The sequence below is a fragment of the Phenylobacterium montanum genome (assembly GCF_018135625.1).
Lineage (GTDB): Bacteria > Pseudomonadota > Alphaproteobacteria > Caulobacterales > Caulobacteraceae > Poindextera > Poindextera montana.
The window spans coordinates 1,044,136-1,064,675 of sequence record NZ_CP073078.1; the positions used below are offsets into that span (position 1 = coordinate 1,044,136).

A 20,540-nucleotide genomic window follows, 5' to 3' on the forward strand; every position below is an offset into this window, starting at 1 on the left:
CGGGTCACATCACGCGCGCCGCCGCCCGCTCCGCGCCGGCCAGGCGGTCGGGCAGCAGCTTGGCCATCCGCGCCTGGACCAATTCCAGCACTTCTTTGGGCGCGGTCTCTGGCCGGCCGGCGTTGAACGGCGGGGCGGGCGCATACTCGATATTGAGCTGCAGGGCCTGGGCGAAGGTGTCGCCGGCCAACTCCGCCGCCACCACCAGGGCGAAGTCGATGCCGGCGGTCACCCCGCCCCCGGTGATGATGTCGCCGTCACGCGCCACTCGCGCCGGGTCCGGCTCGGCGCCGAACAGCTTCAGCATGTCGCGCCAGCCCCAGTGACAGGCGGCGCGCCGGCCCTTCAGCAGCCCCGCAGCCCCAAGAACCAGCGAGCCGGTGCAGACCGAGGTCAGATAGCGGGCTGTTCCGGCGAGGCGCTTGAACTCGGCCATGAAAGCCAGGTCGTTGATCACGTCGGTCGTCGCCAGCCCACCGGGGACGAACAGCAGGTCGCAGCGTTCGATCTCCGCCAGACGCTTTGTGCCGGCAAAGACCAAGCCACCCTCGGACTCGATCTCGCCGCCGGGCTCCGAGGCGACGATGGTCTTCGTGTTGGGGATACGGCTGAACACCGTGTGCGGCCCGGTGAAATCGAGCTGGGTCATGCCCGGATAGAGGGCTTCGACGATGACGAAGGGCTGGTCGGACATGGGCGGCTCCAAACATTGACAGCCCACTATCGCTGCAAATAGCCTTGGCTGAAATGACAGGCTTCCCACGATATAGGCCATGATCCGCCAGATCGGCTTCCTGATCTTTCCCGATTTCCAGCTCTTGGACGCGACCGGGCCGATCTCGACCTTCGAGATCGGCGGCCGCTACGGCGGCGATCGCTACGCCCTGTCCGTGCTGGCGGCCGAGGCGGGGCCGGTGATCAGCTCCGCCGGCGCCAGCCTGAACGCGGTCGGGATCGAGGACGCCCCGCCGCTCGACACCCTGATCGTCTCCGGCGGCGATGGCACCCGCGTCGCGGCCCGCGATCCGGCGGTGCTGGACTTCGTACGGCGCATGGGCGTCTCGGCGCGGCGAGTCGCCAGCGTCTGTTCGGGGACCTACGTCCTGGCCGAGGCGGGGCTGCTGGATGGGCGGCGCGCCACCACCCACTGGAGCCGGGCGGCCGACTTCGCCCGACGCTATCCCAAGGTTCAGCTGGAGGCTGACCGCATCTTCATCCGCGACGGGACGGTCTGGAGTTCGGCCGGGATCACCGCCGGCATCGACCTGTCCCTGGCCCTGGTGGCCGAGGACCTGGGCGAGGAGATCGCCCAGCGCACCGCCCAGCAGCTGGTGGTCTATCGCCGCCGCCCGGGCGGGCAGAGCCAGTTCTCGGCCCTCCTCGAGCTGGAGCGCCCCGGCGGCCGCTTCGGCCCCCTGCTCGCCTGGGCGCGGGAGCGGCTGGACGAGCCCCTGACCGTGGAGCAGCTGGCCGAGCGGGCGGCGATGAGCCCGCGCAACTTCGCCCGCCGTTTCGCCGAGGAGACCGGCATGACCCCCGCCCGCGCGGTCGAGCGTCTGCGGATCGAGGCCGCGCGCGAGCGGGTCGAGGCGGGGCCTGAGCCGATCGACCAGATCGCCCTCGTGTCCGGCTTCGGCGATCCGGAGCGCATGCGCCGGGCCTTCGTCCGCGCCTTCGGCCAGCCGCCCCAGGCCCTGAGGCGCGCCGCCAGACGCTGATCGTGGCTTGACTCGCGCGTAAGCTATGACTTACGGTAAGTCATGCCTAACCAATCTGCCCTGTTCGCCGCCCTCGCCGACCCCACGCGCCGTCAGGTGCTGGAGCGGCTGCAGGCCGGGCCGGCGCCGGTGGGGCGCATCGCCGAGGGCCTGCCGGTCAGCCGGCCGGCGGTCTCCCAGCACCTGAAGGTCTTGAAGGAGGCAGGTCTGGTGACCGACCGGCCCGACGGGACACGACGGGTCTATCACATAGACCCCAAGGGCCTGGGCGCCCTGCGCGCCTGGCTGGACCAGTTCTGGACCACGTCGCTGGACGCCTTCGCCGCCGAGGTCGAGCGTCAGGAAAAGGCCGAGCGGACCAAGGAGGACCAATGACTCGAACGATCACCCCCGCCCCGGTGCGCCGCTCGGTCACCGTAAAGGCCTCGCGCGAGCGGGCCTGGGCCGTGTTCACCCATGACATCGGCCTCTGGTGGCCCCGCACGCACCACATCGGCGCCGCGGCGATGAAGACCGCGACCATCGAACCGCGAGCCGGCGGCCGCTGGTACGAGACCGGCGAGGACGGCTCGCAATGCCCCTGGGGCGAGGTGCTCACCTGGGAGCCGCCCAGCCGGCTGGTGCTGGTCTGGCGGATCGGCGGGGACTTCACCTACGACCCGACCCTGCACACAGAGGTCGAGGTGGTGTTCACCGAAACGGCCGACGGCGTGCGGGTTGACCTGGAGCACCGGTATCTGGAGCGCATGGGCGAGGCCGAGGGACGCGCCCGGGCCGCCTTCGAATCTCCCAACGGCTGGGGCGGTGTCCTGGCCCTGTTCGCCGAAGCCGTTTGACCAATTCACGCCAAGGAAGGAACCGCACCATGTCCCGTTCTCCCGTCACCCTGCATACCGTGCCCGGCAGTCCCTATGGCCGTGTGGTGATGATCGCCCTGGAGGAGAAGGGCGCGTCCTATCGGATCGCCCCGCTGGCCTTCGGCGACCACAAGAAGCCTAACTATCTGGCCCTGCAGCCCTTCGGTCGCATCCCGGTGCTGGATGACGGCGACTTCCGGCTCTACGAGACCCAGGCGATCCTGCGCTATGTCGACCGGGCCTTCGAAGGGCCGGCGCTGCAACCCAAGGAGCCCAAGGCCCTGGCGCGTATGGACCAACTGATGAACATCATCGACTGGTACCTGTTCCCGCAGGTGACCGTCACCATCCCCTACCAGCGCATCGTGGTCCCGCTGATGCTAGGCGGCCAGCCGGACGAGGCCGTGGTGGCGGAGGGCGTGCCGAAGGCGCGGCATTGCGTGGGCGCGATCGAGGATTTGATGGCGGGCCAGCCATTCCTGACTGGCGACAACTTGAGCCTCGCCGACATCATGATGTTCACCCACATCGACTATCTGGCGGCCACGCCGGAGGGCCGCGAGATCCTGGAGGGCCGGCCACTCCTGGCCTGGCTGGGCCGCATGCAGGCCCGCGACAGCGTCAAGGCCACCAACCCGCCGGCGCAGCCCGCCGCAGCCTGAGCGACCTCAGACCTTCAGGCGCATCGGTCCTGTGTAGTCGCGCTTGCCGATCGGCGCGCCCTTCATACGCAGGATGTCGTAGGCGGTGGTGGCGTGGAAGTGCAGGTTCGGCAGCGAGAAGGACAGCAAAAAGCCTTCCGCCACGAACGGCATCCTGTAGTCGCGGAACTGGAAGGTGACGTCCCGGCCCTCCAGGGCGTCCACCTCCTCCCGGCTCAGCGCCTTCAGGGCGGACAAGGAGTCGGCCACCACGCCCTGCAGGGCGGCGTAGTCGTGCGGGCGGCCGTCGCTGGGCGGCCCGAACACGCCTGCCTTGACCCCTTCGATGGCGCCCAGCGAGTGGTGCGCCACCGAAACGATCTGGAAGCGGAACGGGAACATGTCGGAATGGAGCCGGGTCTCGACGATCTCGTCCGGGTTGATGCCGTTCTCGGTGCAATAAGCCAGGCCCCGGTCGAGGAAGCCGGACACCCCGGTCAGGGTCTGGATGAAACAGGCGACGCTCGCGTCGTAGAGTGAAATCGCCATGGTGGACCACCTCCCGGAGATTCGATTGTGATTGGCGGCGAGCCTATCGAGGCGAGACCTGCTCGGGCAAGGAAAAGCGGCGGCCGCTCTTGAAAGCCGGACGCCCGATCATAACTCCGGTCGCCACCCCCTGCCCGGTTTCGCCGCCATGATGGACGCTGTCACGCTTCGCGCCCTGGAAGCCTTCCCCGATCAGCTGGAGGCCCATTTCGCCGCCTTTCCGCCAAGCTTTCGTCATTGGGCGCCGCCGTCCTGGGACGGTGTCCCCAGCGAGGCCTTCACCGCGATCGAGCAGGTCTGCCATGTGCGCGACATCGAGATCCTCGGCTATCACTTGCGCCTGCGCCGCACCCTGGCCGAAACCGATCCGATCCTGGCCTCGATCGACAGCGAAGTCCTGGCGATCGAGCGCGACTATGGCTCAGCCGACGCGCAAGCCGCTTTGGCCGCGTTCCGCGCCGCGCGCCTGGAGACCCTGGCGATCATCAGTGGACTGAGCGACGCCGATTTCGCCCGAACCGCCGTGTTCGAGGGTTACGGCCCGCTCACGCTGAGAAGCCTCATCCACTATCTCTGCAGCCATGACCAGCAGCACCTGGCCGGGTTGCAGTGGCTGCGGGGCAAGATCGACGCCGCCGGCCTGTCAGGCCACTGACGCCAGCAGGGCCGGCGGACGTTTCTTCGGCCACTGGGTGGCCTGGTCATAGGCGTAGGCCAGCTGGAGACAGGCCAGCTCGGCGTGGTTCGGGCCGACGATCTGCAGCCCCATCGGCAGGCCCTGGGGGCCGAACCCAGCCGGAACAGCCAGGGCCGGGCAACCAGTCATGCTGATCGGCAGCACCACCTTCATCCACTCGTGATAGGTCTCCATCTGGCGCCCGGCGATCTCGCTCGGCCAGTGCATATCGACGTTGAACGGGAACACCTGGGCCGTCGGCAGGACGAAATAGTCGTAGCGTTCGAACAGCTTGCGCACAGCCTGGTACCATTCGGCGCGCACGACCTCGGCCCGGGTCACGTCATAGGCCGAGAGCTTCATGCCGCTCTCGACCTCGAAGATCGCCTCGGGCTTGAGCAGGGCCCGATGGGCCGGATCGTTGTAGTGCGCCAGGAGCCCGCTGCCTTCCTGCCAGGCGCGAAACACCAGCCAGGCGCGCCAGACCTTGTCGATCGGATAGTCGGGAACCGCCTCCTCGACCACGCAGCCCAGGCTCTCGAAAGTCTTGAGGGCCACGCGACAGGTTTCCAGCACGCCCGGCTCGAACGGCAGATAGCCGCCGAAGTCGCCGCCCCAGGCGATCTTCAACCCCTTGACCTCCCGCTTCAAAGGCCCCGCGAACTGGGCTGGATCCTCGGGGATCGACAAAGGCGCGCGGGCGTCATAGCCAGCCTGGACCGACAGCAGCCAGGCGAGATCGGTCACGGTGCGCGCCATCGGCCCGGCCACGCCCATGGAGGGCAGGAAGATGTCCGGGCTCGCCGAGGGCACGCGGCCATAGCTGGTGCGGAAGCCATAGACGTTGTTCCAGCCCGCCGGGTTGCGCAGCGAGCCGCCATAGTCGCTGCCGTCCGCCACCGGCAGCATCCGCAGGGCCAGCGCCACCGCCGCCCCGCCGCTGCTGCCGCCGCTGGTGCGGCTCTGGTCGTAGGCGTTGCGGGTGGCGCCATAGACGTTGTTGTAGGTCTGCGAACCCAGGCCGAACTCCGGGGCGTTGGTCTTGCCGATCAGAATCGCGCCGGCCCTGCGCAGTCGCTCGACCATGATGCTGTCGAAGTCGGGGACGAAATCCTTGAAGATCGGCGAGCCGAAGGTGGTGCGTATGCCCTTGGTCGGCTGCAGGTCCTTCACGGCCAGCGGAAAGCCGTGCAGCGGCCCCAGCCGTTCGCCGCGAACCGCCCGCTCGTCGGCCTCAAGCGCCTCGGCCAGCAGCACCTCGCGCTCCCGCAGCGCGACGATGGCGTTGACCTTGGGGTTGAGCCTGTCGATCTGGTCCAGATAGGCGCCCATGGTTTCCCGCGCGGACAGCTTGCGCTTGCGCAGCGCCACCGCCAGGTCGACCGCATCCATCTCTACGAGGCCGGGCGCCTTGCCCACAGCCGTTCCCGCCGAGGCCATCACCGCCGCTCCCGAAAAGCCGAGAAAGTCGCGGCGGTCGAAGCCAGCCGAGTCGGCGCCGCAATCGTCCTTGCCCATGGCGCCCTCCAGCCCCGATCCGCCCATCTCTTGGGCGCCGATTTAGAGGGGTAAGCCAGTCGCTGCGCAAGCCGCCGTGATCGCCGCTCGCGCCCCGGCCGCGGTCACCGGCGCCCGCTGACCTTTTCGGGCAGGCCGCCTCGCACGCGGGGCGGGCGCGCACGTGAAGCATGCCCCAGGGGCGAGCGGCGCTTTACCGCTCCACGATGTCTCGTTCTTGCGGCGCCAGTTTGGCGAGCAGGCGGTTCTGGGCGCGAAACGGCACGCCCTCCCGGTCCATCGCCGTCTGCAGGTTCTCGACCAGGGCGTTGAAGTCGGTGCGCTGGATGCCGAGGTCCTTGTGCGACGCCTTCATGGTCCGGCCGGTATAGGCGCAGCCGCCGTTCAGGATGTAGCAGAACTGCTCCTTCAAGGTCCGGCGCAGGCGCTCGATGTCCTGGTTCTTGAAGATGTCCGAGATGCGCGGGTCGGCGAGGTTCAGGTCGACCATCCGATCGACGATCCGGCCTATGCCCTCACGTCCATGAAACGCCTTCAGCATGGCCTCGCCCTCGAACGGCCTCGCCCCGGCGTTGGCGTTCGACTGGACGTAGGGATCTACGGGCTGCTCTTCGGCGAAGGCGGCGACGGGCGCCAGGATCAAGCCCACAGCCAGGGCGATCGGCTTCAGCATCCTCAAAACCCCGTCTGCAGCGAAACATAGACCCCGTCCTGGCGGCGGAAGGTGGCGATGTCGCCGAGGTTCACATAGGCCAGGGTCGCCGAGACGTGCTTGTTCAGCGCATAGGCGGCGAACAGGTCCCACCAGTCGTTCTCGCGGGCGAAGCGCAGGTTGTCGGGCTTGGTCCTGTACTCCCCGCCCACGACAAGGCGGCGGCTGAGCATCACGCCGACCGAGCTTTCACTCTCCAGCGCATAGCCGCCCGAGCGGTCGCCGCCGAAGCCGAGGAGGCCGGTCTGGTTGGCGCGCGTCTCGCGCAGGGCCTCGTTCAGCACCAGGCTCCGGTCCAGCAGCAGCTTGGTCGCCGCCACATAGTAATCGACCCCGTCCGCCTGCCTGGCCCCCACTGCATGCAGCACGGCGGCCTGGCCGTTGTGCTTGTACTGCACGCCGACCGAGACCTGCGGCCACCAGCGGTCCTGGTCATAGACCGCATCGCCCAGTACATGCAGCTTGGCCCCGACCACGTCCTGGTCGAAGGTGAAGCCCTTGCCCAGGCCGAGCTTCGCCCCCGTCTCGCCGGTGTCGAACGACTGGCGGGCATAGGACAACTCCAGCCGGTCGCGGATCCCCATCGCCGCGCCATAGCTGGTCAGGGTGAAGTTCGGCAGAGCGATATAGGTCGCGTGCAGGTTCGCGCCATAGCCGTCTCGGGTGGCGTAGCCGGTGGTCACCGCCCAGGTCGCCAGCCCCCCGCCGCCGGCCCCCTCGATGCTGCTGACCCCGCCGGTCAGCAGCAGCTTGCCCTGATAGGCGATCTCTTCGGCGGCCTCGGCGGCGCCGGCCGGGAGCCCGAGGGTCACGGCGAACAGGGACAGCAACAGGACGGGCGTGCGCATGCCCCATGCCTTGCCAGACGCCGCCGCACAATTCGGTTAACGCCGCGACGTCAAACCGCCGCGCCAACTGGATTCGCGGGCGCCGCCGCATCGCCCGCTACCGCTCGGCGACGCCGGTCCCCTTGACCACGCCCTGGACGTTGACGTCCTCGGCGTCCCAGCGCCAGACCCAGGCGGTGTCGTCGCCGGCCGTGCGGCGACGCATCTGGATGATCCCGCCGTCGATGCAGTCGCCCTTGGTGATGTGCTCCTTGTAGCGCCAGGTGGTCCCGTCCGAGCCCAGGAACGAAAGGTCGCCGTCGCAGGAGACGGACGGATAGCTGATGCGCCCGCCGGCCCCGTCCAGGGTCATGGCCATCGGATAGGTCTCCGAGGTGTCGTTCTGCGTCACCCGCCCCTGCAGGGAGCCGCCGAGCCCGGACGCCCAGGCCCCGCCGGCCGCCAGCAGAGCCGCCGCCGCCACGCTGGCGCCCAAGGCCGAAAAGACTGCACGCTTCATCTGAAGTCTCCTCCTCGCCGTTCGCATCGTTTCTCGGGCCCGAGCGGGCGCCCGGGTCGCGACGATCCTTCCACCGTCAGGCCGTAGGCGCAAACGAATAGCCGCGGGCGCTCGGAACGCCCGCGGCCATGGCGACCCGGGCCGAGCCCGCGCCGCCTTCGTTCGCAATCGCAGCGGCCTGGACGGCGACGCTGCAAGGCGCCGCCGCTGGCCTGCCGGGTCAGGTCGCCGGCTTGGCGGCCACTGTGGCCGGCGCCGCCGCCGCAGGCGCCGCAGCGGGCGCCGGCGGGGTTGCGGCCGGCGTGGCCGTCGCGGCCGGCGCAGGCGTCGCAGCCACAGCCGCAGGGGCCGCCTCGGCCGCCTCGAGGTTCACGTGCAGCGGATTCGGGTCCAGATCCAAGGTCGCGCCGCTGCCGACGTCCACTGCCGCGCCGATCACGCCGCCGATCAGGGCGTTGCCGAGGAAGCCCGCCGCGCCGTTGCCGGCGATCTTCGGCTTTACGTCGACCGTCACCGACTTGTAGCCGGCCTTGGTCACGGTGACCGAAAAGCCGTCCTTGCGCGGCATGCGGATCGTGCATGGCGTGGACTCGCAGTTGAAGCCGCTCGTCGTCCGGGCCTGCGCCCCCGGCGGAGTCGATTCGATGGTGAATTGCTGGCTGGTGCCGCGCGTAACCGTGGCGCAGCCGCCCAGGCCGGCTGTCAGCGCAACGGCTGACAGCCCATAAATGATGGCTCGCATAAGTCCCCCCTTGAGAAACACGCCGCGCGGGCGCCCCGCCCCGCGGCTCCCGCGAGCGTAGCAAGCTTGGCTTTGGCTCGTCAACGGACAGCATGTTCGGGGGCGCAGACCCCAGCCGGTTGCCGAAGCTTTGCCTTGGTGTATAGCCGGTCAAGCGATTGGGGGGAATCAATGCAGCGTTCAATCTTGACGATCCTTGCGGCCGTTGCCGCGGCGTCCGCCGCTTCACCTGCGGCCCTGGCCCAGTCCGCAGCTATGGCGCAGCCCGCAGCGCCGGCGACCGCCGAGGCGCCGGCCGCTCAGCCTGCCGCCCCGTCTTCGGCGACTCAGCCCGCCGCGCCTTCCCCGTCGGCGCCGACGCCAGCCCCCGCCGCGCCCGGGCCGGACTCGGCGGCCCAGACCGCCGCGCCCCAGACCACCGCGGCTCCCGCCGCCGCCAGCGCCACGACCCAGCCGGCGCCGGCCCAGGGCGCGACCGCGGGCGCAGTCACCGTCGCCTATGTCAAACACACCAAGCCGCCGCTTCTCTCCGACACCACCCCCGGCAAGGCCGGCATGGCCATGGTCGGCGCCATCGTCGCCCTGTCCACGGGCAAGGAGATCGTCGAAACCAACGACATCCAGGACCCGTCGGGGGCCATGGCCCACGACATCGCCGCCGCCTACGCCGCCGCGCACGGGGCGCAGGTTCAGGACGCACCCATCTCCAGCGACCGCGCCATGACTCGCGCCAAGCCGGAAGAGCTGGCGCAGCAGGCCGCCGGCGCGCGCTATGTCGTGGACGTCGACCCGCCCGGCCTCAACCTGATCTATTTCGGCCTCGACTGGGGCAAGTACGACCTGATGTTCATGGACTACGTGCGGATCATCGACACCTCCAGCAACACGGTGGTGGCCCACGCCAAGTGCTTCCTCAGGACCGAGAAGACCCCGGACAGCCCGAGCCACGACGCCTTGCTGGCCAATCGGGCCGAGAAGCTGAAGGCGCTGCTCGCCAAGAAGAGCCAGACCTGCGTCGAGCGCATGAAGGCCGACCTCAAGCTCTGAGGCTGTCGAGCTCGCGCCCCTAGCGCCGTCGATCGCCAGACGGTCCCGCTGCAAAGGCCGGCCGTTTCTCCCCGGTCACCCGTCGTCCCATCCGGCCGCCCAGCGCGCCTTGCGGCGGGCTTCGGCGGCGTAGGGGGAGCCGCGGGCGCGGGTCTCGGCTTCCCGGCCGGCCCAGGCCTCGTCGCGCCACAGGCCCCAGTCGGGCCGGAGGCCGAGATCGGCGCAGATGCGGGCGATGGTCTCGCTGACCGGCCGGTCGGCGAAGTCCGCCTCGGTCGGCTCGTTCAGCCGCTCGGCCAGGGCGTCCAGCAGCGGCTCGATATCGCACGCCTCCGCCTCGGTCTCGATCAGGGTCTCGATCGCCTTGCGCGCCGCCGCCTGGTTGTTCACGGCGATGATGTTGCGCCCGACCCGTTCGGTCAGGGCCCGGTCCTCGGCCCGCGCGCGCCTGGCCGCCTCGGCCTCGCGCCGCGCCTCGACCTCAGGGCCCGACGCCCTCTCCGCCGGCCCCTCGGCCAGCCGCGCCTCCAGCGCCAGGGTCAGGCGCACGGCCCGGGCGATGCGCGAGAAGGCTAGCCCGGGATCGCCCGCCGCCGCCGGCCCGGCCTCACCGGCCTCCGCCGCCTCGGCCCGCGCCCGGGCCTCGCGCCCCAGCGCCTCGGCCATCTCCATGCCGATCTCGGCCAGCCGCGCCAGCACCCGCCCATGCCGCAGCGCCCGCGCCTCGGCGGGGCTGAGGGCGGGGTCGGCGTCATCGAAACCTGACTGCGGGACCGGAGCGTTCATGCGCGCCAGCGCACCAGAGATTCAAGGCGCGGTCAAGAAAATGTTGCTGTTTTGTTCTTAAACCGATTTGAGGCCGCCGAAGACTTGACGCTACGGCCAAGCCGGCCTGAGATGCACGCGGGCGTAAGGGCCGGGCGCAGACCACCTCAAGGGTTGCGCGCCGTCGGTTCGGGATTGGGGGACAGTTCATGACCATGGCGGCCAGCGTCGGCGCGCGCTCGGGCGGCGACATGGGAGATGTGGTCCGCAGGGCCGTGGCGCTGGTGCGCCGCCATCCCCTCGCCTTCCTCGGCGGGGGCGCGCTGCTGGTCGGCCTGCCGCGCGTCGCACAACAGGCCTTCGTGCTTCACCTTTCCAAGCTCGCACCCGGCATCTTCGTCCGGCCGGACAGCAGCCATGTCGTGCTCAGCGTCCTGCTGCTCGCGGCTCCGTTCGCGGTCACCCTTGCGCTCACGGCGCTCTACAGTGCGTGGATGTGCCGGTTGGCTCTGGCCAGCGCTGCGGGTGGGCCGGCCACGCCCGCCTCGAGCCTGGTCGAGTGTAGCCGCCGCGCCGGCCCGATCATTCTGGCGGGCCTCGCCGTCGCGATCCTGACCCTGCTGGGCGCTGTTGTTCTGATCGTGCCCGGCGTGTTCTTCAGCCTGGCGAGCTTCCTCACGATTCCAGCCCTGACGATGGAGGAGTTGAGGCCGTTCGACGCCATCCGGCGCAGTTTCGACATCACCCAGGGCCGCCGCGGAACCATCTTCCTGCTCAGCGCCGCGATCGTGATCGCCGAGCTCGTCGCCACCATCCTGGCCGAGCTCGCGTTGGTCGCCAGCGGTCACTGGAACTTCGGCAACGCCGCCATTGCGCCCCTGTTCGCCTACGCCCTCAATCCGCTGATCATCGCCATCAGCCAGATCGCCTTCGCAGCCGTGGCCGTCGCCCTCTATGACGCTCGGACCAGCGGCGCCTACCGTCCGGCGACGGCCATCGCCGACGTGTTTTCGTAGGGCGGGAATGGGCTTGCAGGAGCGAGGATCGCGGTGACTTCAGCATGGACGCCAGGCCCGGCGCCACGCGCCCGTTTCGGCCAGGTGTTCGCTCGCGCAGTCATGGTGCTTGGAACCGCCTGGCCCGCTCTGGCGGGGCTCACCGTGCTGCTGGCCCTTGCGCCCAGCCTCGCGGTCGCCGCCTTCCTGGCTCCAGCCTTGGCCCGCACGACGCCCGCCTGGGCCGATATCGTCGTGCGAGAGCTGATCTGGCGCGTCACCCACGCCCTGTTCGCCGCGGCGGTGAGCGGCGTCGCCCTCAGCCGTCTTGCGTTCGAGCCGCGACTGGATCCGGGGGGCATCCTCCGCTCCACGCTGAAGGCGTTCCCGATCGCCATCGCCTTTGGCCTCGCCCAGCACTGGGTTTCGCTGGCGGACGCCTGGCTGAAGGGACCCGTCGCCGTCCCCAGCGACCGCGCCACGCTGCTGGCCGTCGTCACGGTCGCCGGCTTCATCACCACCACGGCCCTGATGGCCTGGTTTGCCCTCGCCGTCCCCGCGGCGGTCGCAAACAGAGGCGGCCCAGGCCGCGCGGTCGCGGCGAGCCTGGCGGCCGTTCGTGGTTTCCGCTGGCCGATCCTCGGCGCCTACCTGTTCGTGCGCCTCGCCGAAACCCAGGCCACCGTCTTCATGCACCTGACTCTGCTGTCGCTGTTCCACCCGGCCAGCGGCACGCCCCTCGCCTACCTCAAGGCCTCGCTCGCCGTCTTACCCAGCCGGGTGATCGACCTCGCCTGGATCGTGTTCATCGCGGCGGCCTATTACAGTCAGGCGGAACTGCAGGGGCGCGCCCAGCCGCAGGGGATCGCCGAGGTGTTCGATTGAGTCCCGGCCCCGAGCCTGTGACACGCGGCACAAACACATCATAACATCGCCGAAACAAACTTGACCGTAGAGGCGACGCAGACCACACGCCGCCCCCGGCAGCCTTGGGTTGCCTTTTCAAATGGGGGACTTTGTGAAAGTTGTTGTCTTCGCCGCCGCGGCCATTGCGGCTTCCATCGCCACCGCCGCGCAGGCCGCCGATACCCACACCACGCTGGAGGTCGGCTACACCCGTTCCGACTTCAGCAACACCAGCCCGAACTTCGGCCTGAACACGGTCGACGTGCGCGGCGGCTATCAGATGACCAAGCACTGGGGCGCGGAAATGGAAGGCGCCTTCGGCGTCGGCTCCACCGACGTGTCGGTCGGCGGCGTCAATGTCAGCGTCAAGCAGGACTGGGAAGTCGGCCTCTATGGCGTGGGCTACCTGCCGCTGCCGCACAACTTCGACCTGATCGGCCGGGTCGGCTATTCGCGCACCCAGATCACGGCCAGCGCCGGCGGCTTCTCGGACAAGGGCCAGGACAACGGCGCCGCGGCCGGGGTCGGCCTGCGCCAGTTCCCGGGCGGCGGCGCCAACGGCTGGCGGGTCGACTACACCCACCACTTCTACGGTTCGGACAACCTCGACACCTTCAGCGTCGGCTACGTGCGCCGGTTCTGATCCGAACAGGGCCTGGCGGCGCCTCGACCAGCGTCGCCAGGTTATGGGCTACCGGGGGCACGGCCTACCTCAATTACGCGATGTCACCGTCACCGTAATTCCGTAATCTTATTCGTTGCCCTTAAAGCCAAGCTTGCCTCTATAGGCACAAGGACGGGCTGGTTCCGTCGCGAAGCTTGGGGCGGGTTTCGAGGGCTGGGATTTCGCATGGTGGCTGCGGCCATTGATTCACCTCGCGTCGAGTTCGGAGCCGGCCAATCTATGGGCCGCGCCATCGCGCTCGTGAGAAGCCGTCCCGCAAGTTTCCTGGTCGGGGCGCTGCTTTTGGCAGGATCCGCCCAGGCGGCTGAGAACGCCTTCCATGTCTACCGCGACACTTTTCTGACGCTGTTGCTACAGCGGCCGGTGAAACTGGGTACGTTCAACGGAATGGCGGCCGACTTTGTCGACGACATTGCGCCGGCGGTGGTCAATACCTTCTACTTCGCCTGGATCAGCCGCCTTTGCCTTGCGACGGGTTCGGCTGGCGCCGCTGCTACGCCGGGGGCAAGCTTGGCCGACTGCGGCCGGCGCTTCTGGCCGATCGCGGCGTTGTCTGTCGTCATGTACGTCCTGACGCAGCTAGGCATGCTGCTTGTGCTGGCGCCCGGCCTGTTCTTCATGATGGCCAGCTACGTCGCTGTACAGGCGTTCGTTGTGGAGCGGTTGCGCCCACTCGTCGCCATCCGACGCAGCTTCGACCTGACCAAAGGTCGGCGATGGAACCTGTTTGGCCTGACGCTCGCCATCAGCATAGCTGCGCTCATAGCCATGACCATCTTGAAAATGGCCCTGGTGCCAAAGGGCGTGAAGCTCAACACCCTGGCCGCGCCGCCGCTGTTCACCTATTTCGTCAGCCCGATGATCGCCTCGGCGAACCAAGTCATATTCGCTGCGCTCTCAACGGCGATCTACGAGCAGCTTACCGGGACCTCGCGCCAGCCGGCGACGGTCATCGCCGAGGTTTTCTCCTAGACTCCAAGCCCTTGGCGCGATCGAAGCTACAGCCTGGAGCTGGGACACTGGTCGGCCTGCAGGGCCAACCGCCCAGCGGCGGCGCTTGCGCGCCGCCCTTGAGGCGAGCTCAGGGCGTGGCAGGATAGTGATCAAAGGGCTGGGCGAGCAATTTTGTAAACTGTCACCGTAATTCCTAGCTGCCCACCGCACGGCGCAAAATGTCGTTGATCCGGCTCTGCCAACCAGGACCGGAGGCACGAAGGCTGTCAACTAGATCGCTATCCAGCCGAATGGTGACCTGGCGCTTTGGATGCTCCATCCGGGGGCGGCCGCGGCGGGTCAGCGTGCCCGTAGCAGGCCTCAGCACAGCCTCGCCCTCCTTCAGGGCGGCGCGCGCGAAGACTTCGCCCGTCAGTTCCGGCGCGTCGTCAGGGTCCACCCAAGCGGACTTTAAATCTTTTACGTTCCTTGGCATTGCACTTTCTCATCGAAATGATGCGACGCGCTTCGCCCCTCGGGGTCCAGACGATGGCAACCATGGCGCGACCTAGCCGCCCGACGGTGATCCATCGCGTCTCCCCATAGTTCTGCCGATCATCTTCGATCTCGAAGTGAACACCAGCAAAGACTTTGGTCGCATCCTCGAAGTCGAGTCCTCTTTCCTTAAGCGTTACTGCCCGTTTGGCGGGATCGAACTCGATGCGCATGGAGCAGCACCCTTTCCTTAATGATACGTTTGATCATGGCGCTCTCCCTTTCCATTTTGAGGACAAGGCTGCCGTAGCGGCCTTCCTGATATTTTTGTAACGACATTTATTCTATGGGTCAAGATTTTTTGTGGCTACAGAAATCCGGGGAAATTCTGAAATTCGGGAAATTCTGGGGACAGGAGCACAATTCCCCAAAACCAACCACATCAAGCAACCCCCCTACCCCGGCCGCCACTTCCCGCCCTTCGGCTTGCCGCCCTTCCGGAACCGCTCCGCCGCCTCGGCCCTCGCCGCCGCGCGCATCTGCTTCGGCGCGCTCCGGTCCACCGCCTCGCCGCCCGGGGTCAGGATGTCGTTGGCGAATTCCAGGTCCATCAGTTTCAGGCGCTTGATCTCGTCGCGCAGGCGGGCGGCGGTTTCGAATTCCAGGTTGGCGGCGGCCTCGCGCATCTTGGCTTCCAGGTCCTTGAGCGTGGTCTGGAAGTTGCTCCCCAAGAACGGCTTGGCGTCCTCGGCCACCCCGGCCGGCACGGTGACCCGGTCGCGCTCGTAGGGGCTGGCGAGGATGTCCTTGATGTGGCTCTTCACGCTCTCGGGCGTGATGCCGTGCTCCATGTTATAGGCGTTCTGCTTCTCCCGCCGCCGGGCGGTCTCGGCCATGGCCCGCTCCATCGAGCCGGTGAGGTGGTCGGCATAGAGGATCACCTTGCCGTCGACGTTGCGGGCGGCGCGGCCGATGGTCTGGATCAGGCTGGTCTCCGAGCGCAGGAAGCCCTCCTTGTCGGCGTCCAGGATCGCCACCAGGCCGCATTCGGGGATGTCCAGGCCCTCGCGCAGCAGGTTGATGCCGACCAGGATGTCGAAGGCCCCCAGGCGCAGGTCGCGGATGATCTCGATCCGCTCCAGGGTGTCGACGTCGGAGTGCATGTAGCGCACGCGCAGGCCCTGCTCGTGCATGTACTCGGTCAGGTCCTCGGCCATCTTCTTGGTCAGCACGGTGACCAGGGTACGATAGCCGCGCCGGGCGGCGTCGCGGGCCTCGGCGATCACGTCGTCGACCTGGGATGCGCCGTCCTTGGCCACCGGGCGGATCTCCACCGGCGGGTCGATCAGGCCGGTGGGGCGGATCACCTGCTCGGCGAAGACGCCGCCGGCGCGCTCCATCTCCCAGGGGCCGGGGGTGGCGGAGACGAACACGCTGTCCGGCCGCATCGCGTCCCACTCCTCGAACTTCAGCGGGCGGTTGTCCATGCAGCTGGGCAGGCGGAAGCCGTATTCGGCCAGGGTGAACTTGCGGCGATAGTCGCCGCGGTACATGGCCCCGATCTGCGGCGTGGTCTGGTGGCTCTCGTCGACGAACAACAGGGCGTTGTCGGGGATGTATTCGAAGAAGGTCGGCGGCGGCTCGCCCGGGCGGCGGCCGGTGAGGTAGCGGCTGTAGTTCTCGATGCCGGCGCAGGAGCCGGTGGTCTCGATCATCTCCAGGTCGAACTGGGTGCGCTGCTCCAGCCGCTGGGCTTCCAAGAGCTTGCCGTTGGCGATCAGCCAGTCCAGGCGCTGCTTCAGCTCCTCGCGGATCGCCTTGGTCGCCTGGTTCAGGGTCGGGCGCGGCGTGACGTAGTGGCTGTTCGCATAGATCTTGACCGCCGGCAGGTCGGCGGTCTTGCGGCCGGTCAGGGGGTCGAACTCCATGATCGCCTCGACCTCGTCGCCGAACATGGAGACGCGCCAGGCGCGGTCCTCGTAGTGGGCGGGGAAGATCTCGATCACGTCGCCGCGGCGGCGGAACGTGCCGCGCTCGAAGGCGGCGTCGTTGCGCTTGTACTGCTGGGCCACCAGGTCGGCCAGCAACTGGCGCTCATTGACCTTCTGCCCCACCTCCAGGGTGAAGGTCATGGCGGTGTAGGTCTCCACCGAGCCGATGCCGTATATGCACGAGACCGAGGCGACCACGATCACGTCGTCCCGCTCCAGGATCGCCCGCGTCGCCGAGTGGCGCATGCGGTCGATCTGCTCGTTGATCGAGCTGTCCTTCTCTATGTAGGTGTCGGTGCGCGGGACGTAGGCTTCCGGCTGGTAGTAGTCGTAATAGCTGACGAAATACTCGACCGCGTTGTCGGGAAAGAACGACTTGAACTCGGAATAGAGCTGGGCGGCCAGGGTCTTGTTGGGGGCCAGGATCAGGGCCGGGCGCTGGGTGGCCTCGATGATCTTGGCCATGGTGAAGGTCTTGCCCGAACCGGTGACGCCCAGCAGCACCTGGTCGCGCTCGCGTCCCTCCAGCCCGGCGACGAGCTCGGCGATGGCGGTCGGCTGGTCCCCGGCCGGCTCATAGTCCGACTGCACCCGGAACCGCCGCCCCCCCTCCGACTTCTCCGGCCGCGCCGGCCGGTGCGGCGTCCACAGCGCGGGCGCGAGGTCCGGAGCGTCATGCATGAACCGGGCGGAAACCTCGCCCACGCCGGGATTTTGGATGTCGCTGGGCATGGGAGGAAGTTAGGCGCCCAGCCGCGCCCTGGCTAGTGGGCCTGCTGACAGGGTTGTGTCAGCAGGATGGCGGGAGGAGTGCGTGGTTCGAGACGCGCCCCCGAGGGTCGCTCTCACCATGACGAATTTCGCATACTCAAGACCACGTCATGGTGAGGAGGGCGCGAAGCGACCGTCTCGAACCACGCCCCCTACCCGATCGCCCTCTGAAAGAACGCCACGACCGCCGCGTCGAAGTCCTCGTGGAACTTCACCCGGTCGAATCCCGGGCGCGAGGTGCAGATCTCCGGCAGCCGCTTGGCCATGTCCGCGCTGCAGGGGGCCAGGAAGTCGTAGTGGTCGGCGTTCTTCGCCACATGATAGTCCGCCGGCCCCGGCAGGGCGTCGCGGGCGGCCTCGGCATAGTCGGGGCTGGGCAGCACGTGGTCGTACTCGGCCCGCCAGATCTGCACGGGGACCGTCACCCCCTTCAGTCCCCCATGCAGGAAGGTGAAGGCCAGCCCAGGCGCGGCCGAGACCACCGCCTTGACCCGCAGATCGTGGGTCCAGGCCGAGGCCGGCGGCGGCGGGGCGTCCAGCTTGCCGGTCATGCGCGACAGCTTGCAGTCGAAATTGTCCGGCAGAGCGTCGCAATGCGGCCGGATGGTCGAATAGTCCGGCACGCCCCCGGCCTCCACCAGCACCGTGAAGCCGCCGGCCGAAAAGCCGAACGCCCCCACCCGCGCCGGGTCTATGGCGTCTTTTTCCCGCGAGGCCTCCAGCATGAAGTCGATCAGCCGGTGCAGGTCGCGCGGCCGGTCGGGCATGTCGGTCTGGCGGCTCATGTCCTCGTAGTTGTCGCCGGGGTGGGTGAGGGCCGCGACCACGAAGCCGGCATGGGCCAGGGCCAGGGCGGTGTCGTAGTGCCCGCCGGCCCAGCCGCCGTTGCCATGGCTGATCACCACCAGCGGATGTCGCCCCGGCGCAGGCGCGGCGCCCGGCGCCACCGCCTGGGTCCAGCCGCCCAACCGCTGCGGGCTGGCCGCCGCGTCGGTCGGATACCAGACCAGCATCTCGAACGCCGGCCCGGCGCCCGAGGGCACGGTCGCGCTATCGAAGCCGACATTGGCCGAAGGCTCGGCGGCCCGCACGAGCGCCGGCGCGAGGACCAATAGGCCGATCAGGGCGAGGCGGTTGAGCATGGCGATCTCCGGCAATGTTGACGGCGCTGACATTTGCGCTCCAATGTTAGACGTGTCAACATTCACCCATGAGCAAGGACGGCTACCACCACGGCGACCTGCGCCGCGCCCTGATCGAGGCGGCCCTGGCCGTGGTCGAACAGGCCGGCGCCGAGGCCGTCTCACTCCGCGAACTGGCCGAACAGGCCGGAGTCTCCCGCGCAGCGCCCTATCGCCACTTCGCCGACCGCGACGAGCTCTTGGCCTGCGTGGCTGCGCGCGGGTTCGAGGACCTTAACGCCGGCTACGAGGCCGCCCTCGCCGCCCCTGGCGACGGGCGCGAGCGGCTGCGGCGGGCCAGCCTGGTCTATGTTGACTTCGCCGCGCGCCGCCCTGGCCTCTTCAAGCTGATGTTCGAGAGCGACCTCCTGGCTCCCGGCAAGGTGCCTGCGGTGATGGTCCCGGCCGCCAATCAGTCCTACTACCTGTTGTGGCGCGCCGTGGAGGGCGCCGACCCGTCGGCCGACGACAAGACCGTCAAGGCGCGCACCATCACCCTTTGGTCGACCCTCTACGGCTTTCTGGCGCTCGACGGCGCCGGCCGCTTCAAGCCGTTCATGACCGAGCCCCTGACTCGAGAGGAGATCGTCGAGGCGGTGGTGTCCGCCGCCACCAGGGGCTGATCCGGCGACTTATCCACATTTTGTCCAAGGCCAAACGCGCCTTCGACCAAGGGCCAAGGCGCGCCGATAACGCATTGAAACAATGCGAAAAAATGTGTGAAAAAATCCTTAATGCGGCGCTTGACACCATGGTGCAGTGCAGCATGGGGTTGCGACTCGGTCATAGAGGCGCCATAAACCTCGCGGAATTAGCGTTCGTCTTGGCCAACCGTGTTGCGGCCGAGCGCCCGTTTTGAGGCGTCTAGCGGGATGCAGGCGACTTGAAACGTCGATGTCGGGGGGCGTGTTCGCCCTCGCCGAATAGGACACGTAAGGTTTGATTTTTACAGATTTAGCGCGAGCGGATGCGCGCGCGCTGACAGGTGGCCTCGTCGCTGGGGCCGCTGTCGGCCTCGTATTGGGCGGCGCCTACATGGCTGGGGCGTCCGCCCGATCATCCGATGACCATCTGCGCGCCGCGCGCCTGGCGAATGCGGCTGCGCGTCAGTTTTCCGAAGGCGCCCTGCGCGCCGAAACCCAGGGCATGGCCCCGGGCGCCGTCGCCCTGGCCCAGCGCCACGACCCGCTTTCAGCCGCGGCGCATGACGCTCCGACCAATCTACAGATCGCCTCGCCGGCCGCTGTGGCCGGGGTCACCCCCGCCGCCCAGGCGTTGGCGCACCCGAGCGTAATGCGCGTCAGCCTGCCGGCCGCCGCCGGCCCCGCTGCACGGCCCTTCCGCCTGCCCACCGCCGACACCCTGCAGTCGGCCCGCGACCTCGATTGCCTGACCGACGCGGTCTATTACGAGGCCCGCGGCGAGACGGCCGCCGGCCAGGCCGCCGTGGCCCAGGTGGTGCTGAACCGCGTGCGCCATACGGGCTTCCCCAAGTCGGTCTGCGGCGTGGTGTTCCAGGGCGTCAGTCAGGACGGCTGCCAGTTCAGCTTCGCCTGCGACGGCTCCATGCACCGGCCCAAGGAGGCCGAGGCCTGGCGCCGGGCCGAGCAGGTCGCCGCCCGCGCCCTGACCGGCTTCGTCATGCCCGCCGTCGGCAACGCCACCCACTTCCACGCGGTCGGCGCGGATCCGGGCTGGGGCCCTGGCCTGCTGCGCGTGGCCCAGGTCGGCCTGCACGTCTTCTATCGCTTCGGCGGCTACAATGGCGCCCCGGCCAGCTTCAAGGGTCAGCCCCAGGGCTCGACGCCGGAAGACGCCGGCCAAGCCGCCCCGCCGCCGATCCAGACCGCCTCGGCCGACGGCGCCCGAGCCGGCGGCCAGTACATCCTGGCCAGCGCCACCGTGGCCCAGCCGACGCCGCAGAGCGCCCCGACCGCAAAGCCGGCCGAGTCCGCGTCTCAGCCCAAGACAGAAGCACCCAAGAAAGCCGACAGCGGGGCCTGACCAGCCC

At 68.6% G+C, this 20,540-nt stretch carries 24 protein-coding genes; 12 read left to right on the forward strand and 12 right to left on the reverse strand.

Features of this window, described 5'->3' with window-relative positions:
- Positions 1-4 precede the first annotated feature (4 nt).
- Positions 5-694: a DJ-1/PfpI family protein gene (locus KCG34_RS04730; protein ID WP_211939243.1), complete on the reverse strand. Its 690-nt coding sequence runs from the start codon at positions 692-694 to the stop codon at positions 5-7.
- Positions 695-773: 79 nt separating this feature from the next.
- Here KCG34_RS04730 and KCG34_RS04735 point away from each other — a divergent pair, with 79 nt between their 5' ends.
- From KCG34_RS04735 to KCG34_RS04750, 4 genes are read left to right on the forward strand one after another with little or no spacing between them, the layout of a single operon-like run.
- The gene (locus tag KCG34_RS04735; RefSeq protein WP_211939244.1) at positions 774-1,718 is read left to right on the forward strand and encodes a GlxA family transcriptional regulator; all 945 of its coding nucleotides are present in this window, start codon (positions 774-776) and stop codon (positions 1,716-1,718) included.
- Between the two features lie 42 nt (positions 1,719-1,760).
- Positions 1,761-2,093, forward strand: a complete 333-nt coding sequence (locus tag KCG34_RS04740) for an ArsR/SmtB family transcription factor (RefSeq protein ID WP_211939245.1) — start codon at positions 1,761-1,763, stop codon at positions 2,091-2,093.
- A complete protein-coding gene (locus KCG34_RS04745) occupies positions 2,090-2,554 on the forward strand; it encodes an SRPBCC family protein (RefSeq protein WP_211939246.1) in 465 nt (154 codons plus the stop codon). Before KCG34_RS04740 ends, KCG34_RS04745 begins: the two co-directional genes overlap by 4 nt.
- 29 nt (positions 2,555-2,583) lie before the next feature.
- Positions 2,584-3,237 carry a glutathione S-transferase family protein gene (locus KCG34_RS04750; protein WP_211939247.1) on the forward strand — a complete coding sequence of 218 codons (654 nt, stop codon included), beginning with the start codon at positions 2,584-2,586 and terminating at the stop codon, positions 3,235-3,237.
- 6 nt (positions 3,238-3,243) lie between these two features.
- On the opposite strand, the gene KCG34_RS04755 is transcribed toward KCG34_RS04750, so the two are convergent.
- Entirely contained in the window at positions 3,244-3,765 is a 522-nt protein-coding gene (locus KCG34_RS04755; protein WP_211939248.1) for a DUF1993 domain-containing protein, read from the reverse strand.
- A 148-nt stretch (positions 3,766-3,913) separates the two neighbouring features.
- Between KCG34_RS04755 and KCG34_RS04760 the strand changes: the two genes are divergently transcribed.
- Entirely contained in the window at positions 3,914-4,420 is a 507-nt protein-coding gene (locus KCG34_RS04760) for a DinB family protein (RefSeq protein ID WP_249138221.1), read from the forward strand.
- On the opposite strand, the gene KCG34_RS04765 is transcribed toward KCG34_RS04760, so the two are convergent.
- The 5 genes from KCG34_RS04765 to KCG34_RS04785 all read right to left on the reverse strand — a co-directional run bounded on the left by KCG34_RS04765 (position 4,409) and on the right by KCG34_RS04785 (position 8,760).
- The gene (locus KCG34_RS04765; RefSeq protein WP_211939249.1) at positions 4,409-5,959 is read right to left on the reverse strand and encodes an amidase; all 1,551 of its coding nucleotides are present in this window, start codon (positions 5,957-5,959) and stop codon (positions 4,409-4,411) included. The genes KCG34_RS04760 and KCG34_RS04765 overlap by 12 nt on opposite strands.
- A 193-nt stretch (positions 5,960-6,152) precedes the next feature.
- Positions 6,153-6,632, reverse strand: a complete 480-nt coding sequence (locus tag KCG34_RS04770; RefSeq protein ID WP_211939250.1) for a group I truncated hemoglobin — start codon at positions 6,630-6,632, stop codon at positions 6,153-6,155.
- 2 nt (positions 6,633-6,634) lie between these two features.
- Positions 6,635-7,519 (reverse strand): DUF3034 family protein, encoded by an 885-nt coding sequence (locus KCG34_RS04775; RefSeq protein WP_211939251.1) that lies wholly within the window; start codon positions 7,517-7,519, stop codon positions 6,635-6,637.
- Between the two features lie 97 nt (positions 7,520-7,616).
- Positions 7,617-8,018, reverse strand: coding sequence for a hypothetical protein (locus KCG34_RS04780; protein WP_211939252.1), 402 nt, complete (start codon positions 8,016-8,018; stop codon positions 7,617-7,619).
- Positions 8,019-8,238: 220 nt separating this feature from the next.
- Positions 8,239-8,760 carry a translation initiation factor 2 gene (locus KCG34_RS04785; RefSeq protein WP_211939253.1) on the reverse strand — a complete coding sequence of 174 codons (522 nt, stop codon included), beginning with the start codon at positions 8,758-8,760 and terminating at the stop codon, positions 8,239-8,241.
- A 171-nt stretch (positions 8,761-8,931) separates the two neighbouring features.
- On the opposite strand from KCG34_RS04785, the gene KCG34_RS04790 reads away from it, so the two are divergent.
- Positions 8,932-9,807 carry a hypothetical protein gene (locus tag KCG34_RS04790; RefSeq protein ID WP_211939254.1) on the forward strand — a complete coding sequence of 292 codons (876 nt, stop codon included), beginning with the start codon at positions 8,932-8,934 and terminating at the stop codon, positions 9,805-9,807.
- Between the two features lie 75 nt (positions 9,808-9,882).
- Here the strand turns inward: KCG34_RS04790 and KCG34_RS04795 are convergent, their stop codons facing one another.
- Positions 9,883-10,593, reverse strand: a complete 711-nt coding sequence (locus KCG34_RS04795) for a hypothetical protein (RefSeq protein WP_211939255.1) — start codon at positions 10,591-10,593, stop codon at positions 9,883-9,885.
- Positions 10,594-10,781: 188 nt separating this feature from the next.
- On the opposite strand from KCG34_RS04795, the gene KCG34_RS04800 reads away from it, so the two are divergent.
- The 4 genes from KCG34_RS04800 to KCG34_RS04815 all read left to right on the forward strand — a co-directional run bounded on the left by KCG34_RS04800 (position 10,782) and on the right by KCG34_RS04815 (position 14,130).
- Positions 10,782-11,588, forward strand: a complete 807-nt coding sequence (locus tag KCG34_RS04800; protein WP_211939256.1) for a hypothetical protein — start codon at positions 10,782-10,784, stop codon at positions 11,586-11,588.
- A gap of 33 nt (positions 11,589-11,621) precedes the next feature.
- On the forward strand, positions 11,622-12,452 hold the full coding sequence (locus KCG34_RS04805; protein ID WP_211939257.1) for a hypothetical protein: 831 nt from the start codon (positions 11,622-11,624) through the stop codon (positions 12,450-12,452).
- Positions 12,453-12,585: 133 nt separating this feature from the next.
- Positions 12,586-13,116 (forward strand): outer membrane beta-barrel protein, encoded by a 531-nt coding sequence (locus KCG34_RS04810; RefSeq protein ID WP_211939258.1) that lies wholly within the window; start codon positions 12,586-12,588, stop codon positions 13,114-13,116.
- A gap of 207 nt (positions 13,117-13,323) precedes the next feature.
- A complete protein-coding gene (locus tag KCG34_RS04815; protein WP_211939259.1) occupies positions 13,324-14,130 on the forward strand; it encodes a hypothetical protein in 807 nt (268 codons plus the stop codon).
- Between the two features lie 175 nt (positions 14,131-14,305).
- On the opposite strand, the gene KCG34_RS04820 is transcribed toward KCG34_RS04815, so the two are convergent.
- From KCG34_RS04820 to KCG34_RS04835, 4 genes are all read right to left on the reverse strand, one after another.
- Entirely contained in the window at positions 14,306-14,587 is a 282-nt protein-coding gene (locus tag KCG34_RS04820; protein ID WP_211939260.1) for a BrnA antitoxin family protein, read from the reverse strand.
- Positions 14,541-14,819: a BrnT family toxin gene (locus KCG34_RS04825; RefSeq protein WP_211939261.1), complete on the reverse strand. Its 279-nt coding sequence runs from the start codon at positions 14,817-14,819 to the stop codon at positions 14,541-14,543. Before KCG34_RS04825 ends, KCG34_RS04820 begins: the two co-directional genes overlap by 47 nt.
- Positions 14,820-15,041: 222 nt before the next feature.
- The gene (gene uvrB / locus KCG34_RS04830; RefSeq protein ID WP_211939262.1) at positions 15,042-17,309 is read right to left on the reverse strand and encodes an excinuclease ABC subunit UvrB; all 2,268 of its coding nucleotides are present in this window, start codon (positions 17,307-17,309) and stop codon (positions 15,042-15,044) included.
- A 191-nt stretch (positions 17,310-17,500) separates the two neighbouring features.
- Positions 17,501-18,490: an alpha/beta hydrolase family protein gene (locus tag KCG34_RS04835; RefSeq protein WP_211939263.1), complete on the reverse strand. Its 990-nt coding sequence runs from the start codon at positions 18,488-18,490 to the stop codon at positions 17,501-17,503.
- 68 nt (positions 18,491-18,558) lie between these two features.
- On the opposite strand from KCG34_RS04835, the gene KCG34_RS04840 reads away from it, so the two are divergent.
- Complete coding sequence (locus KCG34_RS04840; RefSeq protein ID WP_211939264.1) at positions 18,559-19,152, forward strand: TetR/AcrR family transcriptional regulator; 594 nt, start codon at positions 18,559-18,561, stop codon at positions 19,150-19,152.
- Positions 19,153-19,564: 412 nt separating this feature from the next.
- Positions 19,565-20,533, forward strand: a complete 969-nt coding sequence (locus KCG34_RS04845) for a cell wall hydrolase (protein WP_211939265.1) — start codon at positions 19,565-19,567, stop codon at positions 20,531-20,533.
- The last annotated feature ends 7 nt before the right edge of the window (positions 20,534-20,540 follow it).

Coding starts and splice junctions, on each gene's coding strand:
- KCG34_RS04785 (WP_211939253.1), bottom strand. CDS start 8,760: ATGCGAGCCATCATTTATGGGCTGTCAGCCGTTGCGCTGACAGCCGGC.
- KCG34_RS04770 (WP_211939250.1), bottom strand. CDS start 6,632: ATGCTGAAGCCGATCGCCCTGGCTGTGGGCTTGATCCTGGCGCCCGTC.
- KCG34_RS04750 (WP_211939247.1), top strand. CDS start 2,584: ATGTCCCGTTCTCCCGTCACCCTGCATACCGTGCCCGGCAGTCCCTAT.
- KCG34_RS04825 (WP_211939261.1), bottom strand. CDS start 14,819: ATGCGCATCGAGTTCGATCCCGCCAAACGGGCAGTAACGCTTAAGGAA.
- KCG34_RS04730 (WP_211939243.1), bottom strand. CDS start 694: ATGTCCGACCAGCCCTTCGTCATCGTCGAAGCCCTCTATCCGGGCATG.
- KCG34_RS04740 (WP_211939245.1), top strand. CDS start 1,761: ATGCCTAACCAATCTGCCCTGTTCGCCGCCCTCGCCGACCCCACGCGC.
- KCG34_RS04765 (WP_211939249.1), bottom strand. CDS start 5,959: ATGGGCAAGGACGATTGCGGCGCCGACTCGGCTGGCTTCGACCGCCGC.
- KCG34_RS04775 (WP_211939251.1), bottom strand. CDS start 7,519: ATGCGCACGCCCGTCCTGTTGCTGTCCCTGTTCGCCGTGACCCTCGGG.
- KCG34_RS04795 (WP_211939255.1), bottom strand. CDS start 10,593: ATGAACGCTCCGGTCCCGCAGTCAGGTTTCGATGACGCCGACCCCGCC.
- KCG34_RS04815 (WP_211939259.1), top strand. CDS start 13,324: ATGGTGGCTGCGGCCATTGATTCACCTCGCGTCGAGTTCGGAGCCGGC.
- KCG34_RS04780 (WP_211939252.1), bottom strand. CDS start 8,018: ATGAAGCGTGCAGTCTTTTCGGCCTTGGGCGCCAGCGTGGCGGCGGCG.
- KCG34_RS04840 (WP_211939264.1), top strand. CDS start 18,559: ATGAGCAAGGACGGCTACCACCACGGCGACCTGCGCCGCGCCCTGATC.
- KCG34_RS04835 (WP_211939263.1), bottom strand. CDS start 18,490: ATGCTCAACCGCCTCGCCCTGATCGGCCTATTGGTCCTCGCGCCGGCG.
- uvrB (WP_211939262.1), bottom strand. CDS start 17,309: ATGCCCAGCGACATCCAAAATCCCGGCGTGGGCGAGGTTTCCGCCCGG.
- KCG34_RS04820 (WP_211939260.1), bottom strand. CDS start 14,587: ATGCCAAGGAACGTAAAAGATTTAAAGTCCGCTTGGGTGGACCCTGAC.
- KCG34_RS04800 (WP_211939256.1), top strand. CDS start 10,782: ATGACCATGGCGGCCAGCGTCGGCGCGCGCTCGGGCGGCGACATGGGA.
- KCG34_RS04745 (WP_211939246.1), top strand. CDS start 2,090: ATGACTCGAACGATCACCCCCGCCCCGGTGCGCCGCTCGGTCACCGTA.
- KCG34_RS04760 (WP_249138221.1), top strand. CDS start 3,914: ATGATGGACGCTGTCACGCTTCGCGCCCTGGAAGCCTTCCCCGATCAG.
- KCG34_RS04845 (WP_211939265.1), top strand. CDS start 19,565: ATGGCTGGGGCGTCCGCCCGATCATCCGATGACCATCTGCGCGCCGCG.
- KCG34_RS04735 (WP_211939244.1), top strand. CDS start 774: ATGATCCGCCAGATCGGCTTCCTGATCTTTCCCGATTTCCAGCTCTTG.
- KCG34_RS04755 (WP_211939248.1), bottom strand. CDS start 3,765: ATGGCGATTTCACTCTACGACGCGAGCGTCGCCTGTTTCATCCAGACC.
- KCG34_RS04790 (WP_211939254.1), top strand. CDS start 8,932: ATGCAGCGTTCAATCTTGACGATCCTTGCGGCCGTTGCCGCGGCGTCC.